At 62.8% G+C, this 8,515-nt stretch carries 6 protein-coding genes; 1 reads left to right on the top strand and 5 read right to left on the bottom strand.

The features are described 5' to 3' along the window. Positions 1-138: 138 nt before the first annotated feature. The 5 genes from AB1S50_RS10370 to AB1S50_RS10350 form a co-directional block, all read right to left on the bottom strand. A complete protein-coding gene (locus AB1S50_RS10370) occupies positions 139-1,998 on the bottom strand; it encodes a DUF885 domain-containing protein (RefSeq protein WP_367150566.1) in 1,860 nt (619 codons plus the stop codon). A 104-nt stretch (positions 1,999-2,102) separates the two neighbouring features. Beyond that, positions 2,103-4,016, bottom strand: a complete 1,914-nt coding sequence (gene dxs, locus AB1S50_RS10365) for a 1-deoxy-D-xylulose-5-phosphate synthase (protein WP_367150565.1) — start codon at positions 4,014-4,016, stop codon at positions 2,103-2,105. A gap of 102 nt (positions 4,017-4,118) precedes the next feature. Then, positions 4,119-5,030 carry a polyprenyl synthetase family protein gene (locus AB1S50_RS10360; RefSeq protein WP_367150564.1) on the bottom strand — a complete coding sequence of 304 codons (912 nt, stop codon included), beginning with the start codon at positions 5,028-5,030 and terminating at the stop codon, positions 4,119-4,121. Further along, positions 5,031-5,282, bottom strand: coding sequence for an exodeoxyribonuclease VII small subunit (gene xseB, locus AB1S50_RS10355; protein WP_367150562.1), 252 nt, complete (start codon positions 5,280-5,282; stop codon positions 5,031-5,033). An 82-nt stretch (positions 5,283-5,364) separates the two neighbouring features. Further along, complete coding sequence (locus AB1S50_RS10350) at positions 5,365-6,864, bottom strand: PQQ-dependent sugar dehydrogenase (protein ID WP_367150561.1); 1,500 nt, start codon at positions 6,862-6,864, stop codon at positions 5,365-5,367. 1,059 nt (positions 6,865-7,923) lie between these two features. On the opposite strand from AB1S50_RS10350, the gene AB1S50_RS10345 reads away from it, so the two are divergent. Beyond that, positions 7,924-8,502 (top strand): HNH endonuclease, encoded by a 579-nt coding sequence (locus AB1S50_RS10345; RefSeq protein ID WP_367150567.1) that lies wholly within the window; start codon positions 7,924-7,926, stop codon positions 8,500-8,502. The last annotated feature ends 13 nt before the right edge of the window (positions 8,503-8,515 follow it).

Raw genomic sequence — 8,515 nt, 5'->3', positions numbered from 1 at the left:
CAAAACAGCGTTTATGACCTGTATATTCGGTATTTTGACGTTACCTCGCTGTAAAGGCAGCAGGTGTTCGATAATTTTGAATTGCGATTTTGTGATTTCCATAAACGCAGATTTTATCAAAATTAGTGTTAACAGGCCCTAGCTGGATGATACCCCTGTGGGTGTTGTAGCAGTGGACTGATCCTGCGCGGCCGCCGCGCCCTGGATTTCAATCCACTGGTTCATGCGGGGCTCCAGCAGGTTGAGGGGTATAGCGCCGGCGCCCAGCAGCTGGTCGTGGAAGTCGCGGATGTCAAATCCTTCCCCCAGTGCCTGTTCGGCCTCCGCGCGCAGTTCCCTGATTTTCAATTGACCCAGTTTGTAGGCCAGGGCCTGTCCGGGCCAGACCAGATATCGGTCTATCTCCACGGTGATGTCGTGCAGGGGCTTGGCGCTGTTATTTTTGAAATACTCGATGGCCTGCTCGCGGCTCCAGCCCAGCTCATGCATACCCGTGTCCACCACCAGGCGCACGGCGCGCCACATATCGTAAGTCAGGGCCCCGAACTCGCTGTAGGGATCTTTATACAGGCCCAGGTCATAACCCAGGCTTTCGGAGTAGAGGCCCCAGCCCTCCACAAAGGCGGTGTAGCCGCTGAGGCGACGCAGCGGGTGCACGTCTTCCAGTTCCTGCGCCAGCGCTATCTGCAGGTGGTGGCCGGGCATGGCCTCGTGCACCGTGAGGGCTTCCATTTCCCAGATGGGGCGGCTGGGCAGGTTGTAGGTGTTGGCGAAAAATACACCGGCGCGGCCGGCCTTGTTGGAACCGGGCATATAGTAGGCGGTGGTCTGGGATTTTTCCGCATAGCTGGGAATCCGCTTTACCCCGTAGGGCAGTCGCGGCAGCCTGCCGAACAGTGCCGGCAGTTCGCCGTCGATGCGCTTGGCGATATCCCGATAGCCCCGCATCAGGTCTTCGCGGCTGCTGTGGTAGAAGCGGGGGTCGTGGCGTAGGAAGTCGGTGAAGGCTTCGAAGTCGCCGTCAAAGCCGGTTTTCTCGATGATTCTGTCCATCTCGGCGCGGATACGCCGCACTTCACCGAGACCGATGCGGTGGATTTCCTCGGGGCTCAGGCTGGTGGTGGTGTTTTGCCGCACCTTGTGGGTGTACCAGCGCAGGCCGTCGGGCATATCGGTGAAGGCGATACCGACCCGGGCGCCGGGGATATATTCGCGCTCGACGAATTCCGCCATCCCCTGCCAGGCGGGCACCAGGGTCTCCCGGTAGAGGCTGTGGGCGCGCTCCCGGAGCCGGCGCTGCTGGGCGGCGGACATGCCGGAGGGCATTTTGGCGAATGCTTTCAGCAGTGGGCTGTCCTCGGGCTCGGCGGGGATCAGGGCGCGAATCTGTCCCGGCAGGTCCCGCAGGGTGATCTGGGGCGGGGTGATTTTCTGCTCCAGCCCCCGACGCATCAAATCCTGGGTTTGCCGGATCAGCCGGGGCAGTTTTTCCAGTCGCGCGAGAATGGTCTGGTAATCCGCCTCTGTGTTGCGGGGCATGCTGTTGAGGACGCTGGGAACCTGGCGCTGGATACCGTCCATATGGCTGACCGGCATCAGATGGTCCGGGAACTGAAAGCCTTTCACTTCAGTGAGCAGGTCCTGGTACAACAACTGGTAATCCAGCTGTTGCGCCGCCGGCAACTGGTCGGCGTCCAGCTGGCGGCTGGCGGCCAGCAGGCGGCGGGTCTGCTCCCGGCGGCGCTGGACAGCTTCCGGGGAGGCATCGGTCCAGCGGTGGTTGACACCGGGATAGCCCTGGTAGGTGGCCCAGCCGGGAAAGGTCTCCATCAGCCAGCGGTAGCGCAGATCCTGCAGCGCCTTGAGTTGTACGCCGGCGCTCTCCCTTTTGGGCAGGGCGGCGAAAGCCCGGTCGAAGGCCCGGTTCTCCATGGCCGCCACCTGGGCGGCCGCCAGCAGGACTGTGGCAAAAAGAGTTTGTTTAACAAATAGGGGCACGGGTTTCTCCCGGTGGAATGATCGATGCGTATCGGCCGGGGGCAGGCTGAAGAGCCGTCGGGTCGATAGCGGGTAAATTGACTGCGGCCAGGATTGTGTCGCGATTAAAAGGCCGCGGCCTGGCCGCGGATGTTTTTATTTTCCAGCTGGTGCAAACGGCGGCGTACCCGGTCTTCGATACCGGCGGCGTCCAGACCGACGCCAGCGAGCAGCTGCGGGTGCTTGCCATGTCCGACCGCTGTGTCGGGCAGCCCCAGTTGCAGCAGCGGCGCCACTGTGCCGCGTTCATTGAGGTATTCCATTACCGCGCTGCCGGCGCCGCCGGCGATGGTGTTTTCCTCCAGGGTGACCAGCAACCGGTGTTCCGCTGCCAGCTGGTCTATCAGCGCCTGATCCAGGGGTTTGACCCAGCGCATGTCCGCCACGGTGGCCCCCAGTTTTTCCGCCGCCGCCAGGGCGGGTTGCAGCAGGGCGCCAAAGCTGAGGATGGCCACGTCACTGCCCTGGCGCAGCAGCCGGCCCTTGCCCAGGGGCAGCTGGGTCATCTGCCGCTGTATCTCCGCGCCGGTGCCGGTCCCGCGGGGGTAGCGCACGGCGGAAGGCCCGGGGTGGAGGTAGGCGGTGTAGAGCAACTGCCGGCACTCGTTTTCGTCGCTTGGGGCGGCGATCACCATATTTGGCAGGCAGCGCATGAAAGTGAGATCGAAACTGCCGGCGTGGGTGGGGCCGTCCTCCCCCACCAGGCCGGCGCGGTCGATGGCGAAGGTGACGTCCAGGTTCTGGATGGCGACATCGTGCACCAGCTGGTCGTAACCGCGCTGCAGGAAAGTGGAGTAGATGGCCACCACCGGTTTCAGGCCCTCGCAGGCGAGGCCGGCGCCCAGGGTGACGGCGTGCTGTTCGGCGATGGCGACGTCATGATAGCGCTGCGGGAAGCGCTCGGCGAATTCCACCATGCCGGAGCCCTCGCACATGGCGGGGGTAATGGCCACCAGGCGCTCGTCCTGCTCTGCCATGTCGCACAGCCAGCGGCCGAATACATCCTGGTACTTGGGCCGCTTGCGCTCACCGGGCACTGCCACCTTTACCTTGGGTTCCGGCTCCAGCTTGTTCAGCGCATGGTAGCCCACCGGGTCCTCCTCCGCCGGACCAAAGCCTTTGCCTTTGGTGGTGACCACGTGCAGTAACTGGGGGCCGCGCTGTGTGCGCAGGTTGCGCAATGTGTGTACCAGGTCGTGCAGGTTGTGGCCGTCCAGGGGGCCCACATAGTTGAAACCCAGTTCCTCGAACAGGGTGCCGGGGGTGATCATGCCCTTGACGTGCTCTTCCGTGCGCCGCGCCAGCTGCCAGGCTTTAGGAATGGTGGACAGGATCCTGCGGCTTCCCTCGCGCATGGAGAGATAGGTTTTACTGGCGAGGATCTTGGCGAAGTAGGTGGCCAGCCCCCCCACATTTTTGGAAATCGACATGCGGTTATCGTTCAGCACCACCAGTATGTCCCTGCCGGTGTGGGCGGCGTGGGTCAGGGCCTCGAACGCCATACCGGCGGTCATGGCGCCGTCGCCGATCACCGCTACCACCCTGCGCTCCTCCGGCGAACCCAGCGCCATGCCCAGGGCGGCGCTGATGGAGGTGCTGGAGTGGCCGACCCCAAAGGTGTCGTAGGGGCTCTCGCTGCGCTTGGGAAAGCCGGACAGCCCGTCCTGCTGGCGCATAGTGAGCATTTGCTCGCGGCGACCGGTAAGTATCTTGTGGGGGTAGGTCTGGTGGCCCACATCCCACACCAGCCGGTCATCGGGGGTGTCGTAGATATAGTGCAGGGCGATGGTCAGTTCCACCACGCCGAGACCCGCGCCGAAATGCCCCCCGGTCTGGCCGACGCAGTAGAGCAGGTATTCGCGCAGCTGACTGGCGACTTCCGGCAGCTGCCGCTCGTCCAGGGCGCGCAGCTGCGCCGGCCCGTCGATGGTGTCGAGCAGCGGTGTATGCGGGCGTGTACGTGGGATTTCGTCGAACATCGAGCGTAACAACTACAAGCGTGGCAACTGGAAAAGGGATTGTATGCCCGTGACAGGGATATTGCATCCCGGCGGCGGTGATGCGGGCGGCAGCGGCGCTACTCAGTGACGCCGCTGAACCACATAGTCCGCCAGTTGGCGCAGCAGGGTGGCATCGCCCCCCAGGTCGTCCAGGGCGGCAAGGGCGTCCCGCTGCAGTTGCTGCAGTTTGTCGCGGGCAGCGTCCAGTCCCAGCAGTGAGACATAGGTGGGTTTGTTGCGCGCCGCGTCGGCACCCTGGGTCTTGCCGAGGGTGGCGGTATCGGTGGTGACGTCGAGAATGTCGTCCCGTACCTGGAAAGCCAGGCCCAGGGCCTCGGCATAGCCGGTGACCGCCTGCAGCTGCGATTCGTCAGCGCCCCCCAGAAGGGCGCCGATACGGGCGCTGGCGCGGATCAGGGCGCCGGTCTTGAGGTGGTGCATCTGTTCCAGCGCCACCGGGTCGAGGCTGCGGTTCACCGCCGCCAGGTCGATGGCCTGGCCGGCCACCATACCGCGTGCGCCGGAGGCCTGCGCCAGTTCGGCGAGCATTTGCAGTTTCAGCGCCGGGGCGGCATCGCAGTGCAGCAGCAACTCGAAAGCCCGGGTCTGCAGGGCGTCGCCGGCCAGAATGGCCGTGGCCTGATCGAATTCCACATGACAGGTGGGGCGGCCGCGGCGCAGGTCGTCGTCATCCATTGCCGGCAGGTCGTCGTGAACCAGGGAGTAGGCGTGGATGCACTCCAGGGCGGCGGCGGGTGCGTCACAGGCAACGGGATCGAAATTGGCGCCACCCAGGGTGCCGGCGCAGGCGTATACCAGTGCCGGGCGCAGCCGTTTGCCGGGCCCCAGCGCCGCGTAACGCATGGCGCTGAACAGTGTTTCGGCATCTGCCACCTCTGTTTTCAGACTCGCCTGCAACTGCGTCTGCTGGCGCTCCCCGACCAGTTGCAAAAACTCCGCCAGCGGTTTCTGCAGCATCTGGGCTGCCGCCATTCAGGTGTCTTCCCGGGTATCGTCGGTGTCGAACGGCAGCTCGCGCACTTCGCCGTTTTCCTCCATCAACAGGCGCACTTTCTGCTCGGCGGCAGCGAGCTTCTGCTGGCATTCGCGGGTGAGTTTGACACCGCGCTCGAAGTCCGTCAGTGCCTCTTCCAGTGGCAAGTCTCCGGCTTCCAGCCGTCCGACCAGTTGCTCCAGTTCTTCCAGCGCCTGTTCGAAAGTCGCACTCTGTTTCTTCGCTGCCATTGATCCGCCCTGCGTTCACCGGTTGCTTCGCTGCGCGGCCACCTTAGCGGCTGGCGGCAGGGGGGTCAATTGGCACTTTAGTTTAGTCCCCGCTATTTTGTTGGGCCACTTCCAGTGACATCAGATAGTGGGCCAGGGCGCGCTTTTGCGGTGCGCTGAAACCGTAGTTCGGCATCGGTGGAGTGGGGGTGTCGAAGTAGTCCCCCAATTCCTGCAGTGTGTATTTTGCCGACAGGTCGCGCAGCGGTACCTGCTGGGCGTGGCACTGGTCGCAATTGTACTGTTGGTAGAGTTCCCTGCCCCGCGCCGCCGCGCCACTGTCGATGGCCACCGGCTTGTTGGGGGCCCGCAAACGCGGCCGGCCGGAGCCGGTATCCGCGCCTCCCTGCGCTGCGCCACGCTGCACCCGGTAGATGGCACCGGCGTAGTCGTCGGAGACATAGACGTTGCCGGCGGCATCCTCGGCGATGGCCACCGGCCGCCCGTAGACCTGCTGCCGGTCCGGGCTGAGAAAACCCCACAGGAAGTCCCGCTGGGAGATACTGCCGTCGTCGCCCCAGTGCAGCGATACCACCTTGTAACCGTCTTTGACACTGCGATTCCAGGAGCCGTGCAGGGCCACCAGGGCCGCATTGCGATAGTCACCGGTGTGCATCTGACTGCGCAGGAAATAAATGCCCAGAGGCGCATTGTGGGCCGCAAAATCGTGCACCGGCGGCTGTGATGCAGCGATTTTTGCCTGAATTTCAGGCCCGGCGCCGACGCCGAAATCCGGGTCCGGCACCCGGTCACCGTTGGCGTAGGGCCAGCCGTAAAAAGCGCCCCGCTGAACCAGGTTCAGCTCGCAGGGGGGAAAGTCGTCGCCGAGCCAGTCGCGGCCGTTGTCGGTGGCATAGAGGGCACCGTTGAGAGGGGACCAGTCGAAGCCGACACTGTTGCGCAGACCGGTGGCGAAGATTTCAAATTCGCTGCCGTCGGGCTGAAAGCGCATGATGGTGGCGCGCCTTGGATCTTCTTCCTCACAGGCGTTGCAGGTGGAGCCGCTGCTCAGATAGACCCAGCCGTCCGGGCCCATGCCGATAGTCTTGGTCCAGTGATTGCCCTGATCCGCGAGCCCGGTGACGATGCGCTGGTAACTGCCGGAGAGGCGGCCGTCGGAGTGATCGAAAGGTACGCGTCCCACCGCGTCGCTCTCGGCGATATAGAGCCAGTCATCGTGCAGGAACAGGCCGTGGGGGCGCCGCAGGCCATCGATCAGGACACGCTGACCATCGGCGCGGCCGTCCCGGTTGCGGTCCCCGTAGACCAGGCTGACCTGGCCCAGTTTGGGTTGTGACACCAGGAGATCGCCGCGACGGGTGACTGCCAGCCAGCGCGCATTGGGCACTGCATCCGCGAACAGAGTAACGCTGTGGCCCGATATGGTGCGCAAATTTGTGGACACCGTCTCTTCACTGGTCTCGGCTCCGCCGGTGATCTGCCTCCAGGGGATATTCACGCCGGGGAACAGGGCGATCACCAGCGCTGCCGCAGCGATCAGCAACAGCAATAGGATCGACGCGTATTTCAGCAGGCTTTTCATGGCGGTGCTTGACCTCATAATAATTGTGGTTATAGTGATGACTGGCCGCGTCTGCGGCGTCTTTGTATATCACTGCCCCCCGATTTTCCACTTCCCCTTGTAAGATATCTCTGCGGCATGTGAGATATGTCTCACAAGAAATTCAGCCAATTGCCTCTATCGCTTTTTCCGCGCGGGGTCATAATAAAAATGCAAGGACGCTTAAGGGACTTCAATACCGCGGCAATGGATCGAATGGATTGTGCCGCATGCCCAAAGGATCTGGGCTCCATCCTGTGCATGCACCACCCGGGCGGGAATGCCCGGGTGGTGTTTTAATCATTATCCATTCCGGCCCCTTTTCAGTTGCAGTGGCATTTCGCCTCTCCCCGGGCTAATGGCGCGCAGAATATCTCTTTTATAGAAATCGGTTTTTTTACTAGCGGATTTCCCCACGGCTACCATACTTAGAGCGCAGGGAAGCCCAAGGGATTGCAATCTGCGGCGAAGGATACAGGGACTGAGCCGCACGCCCAAAGGATCTGGGTACCATCCTGTGAGTGCACCACTTGGGCCGGATTGCCCGGGTGGTGTTTTTATTTTGCCCCATCGAAAGATCCGCTACCCACCGTCAGCCTTTTGTTTAAGCCCCATCCCCGCCTCTGGCAAATGGTTACTGGCAGGTTGTTGAAAAAGCCCTCCACGAGAAATCAAGCCGTTGCACGCTTGATTTGTGGCCCGAACACCCCTGCTGGTAAGAAACGCCGGAGTAAATTTTCCGCCAACTCCGGCCCGGCACCTTTTTACTGCATGGTGTCTGTCACAATTCCGGCAATGGAACTGCCCTTGCGTATGGAAACTGAAACAATTATTCGCTTTAATCAGATCGAACCACTCGCATTACACGCGACCTGCGGAGGGTTGAGCCTTCAGAATCTCAGTGCCGCCCATGCATGCTGTCCCGGTACCTCCCGAGCCCTGGTGGGCTCTGCCACTGTCGTGCCCCGAGGCAAACCCGCGCGCTTTTCAGCGCCCCCCAGGGAATGGGTTGGGCCCGTATAAAAAGGGGACGGCGGGATGATGGAAGCCAAAATCCTGCGCCTGAACCTGGCCGGGCAGCCATTGGAATGGCTCAACTGGCAGGAGGCCGCCTGCCTGTATGTGCGCGAACTGGTGACCTGGTCCCTGGGGGGGCTGGTGCTGAGGGTGCACGGCGGCATCAACCGCGAAGGGGAGCGTTCCCACCTCGACCTGGCCGCTATCATCGCCTGTAACGGTTCGCGTATGGCGCAGCCGCGCCGGCGTCCGCCTCTGACCAATCGCGCACTCTTCTTCCGCGATGCGCACACCTGTCTCTACTGCGGCAGCGGGTTTTCCGCTGTGGAACTGACCCGGGACCATGTACAACCGGTTTCCCGCGGCGGTCGCGACACCTGGGAAAACGTGGTCACCGCCTGCCGGCGCTGCAACCAGCACAAGGGCAGCCGCCTGCTGGAGGAAATAGGGATGGAGTTGCTGGCGTTGCCCTTCTGTCCCAATGCGGCGGAATACCTGGCGCTGATCAACAGTGATCGGATCCGCGGCGATCAGATGGAATTCCTGCGCGGCCAGTTTTCCCGCCTGCGCCAGGATAGCTGGCTGCGCTGCGGCAACGGCTGACGGGGCCAGCGGG

The sequence above is a fragment of the Microbulbifer discodermiae genome (assembly GCF_040742695.1).
In the GTDB taxonomy this organism is placed as follows: Bacteria; Pseudomonadota; Gammaproteobacteria; order Pseudomonadales; family Cellvibrionaceae; genus Microbulbifer.
This window is presented reverse-complemented; position numbering and strand designations above follow the sequence as displayed.

Bases quoted from the DNA above. Each gene is read 5' to 3' on its own strand.
- dxs (WP_367150565.1), bottom strand. From the start codon at position 4,016: ATGTTCGACGAAATCCCACGTACACGCCCGCATACACCGCTGCTCGAC.
- AB1S50_RS10360 (WP_367150564.1), bottom strand. From the start codon at position 5,030: ATGGCGGCAGCCCAGATGCTGCAGAAACCGCTGGCGGAGTTTTTGCAA.
- xseB (WP_367150562.1), bottom strand. From the start codon at position 5,282: ATGGCAGCGAAGAAACAGAGTGCGACTTTCGAACAGGCGCTGGAAGAA.
- AB1S50_RS10350 (WP_367150561.1), bottom strand. From the start codon at position 6,864: ATGAAAAGCCTGCTGAAATACGCGTCGATCCTATTGCTGTTGCTGATC.
- AB1S50_RS10345 (WP_367150567.1), top strand. From the start codon at position 7,924: ATGGAAGCCAAAATCCTGCGCCTGAACCTGGCCGGGCAGCCATTGGAA.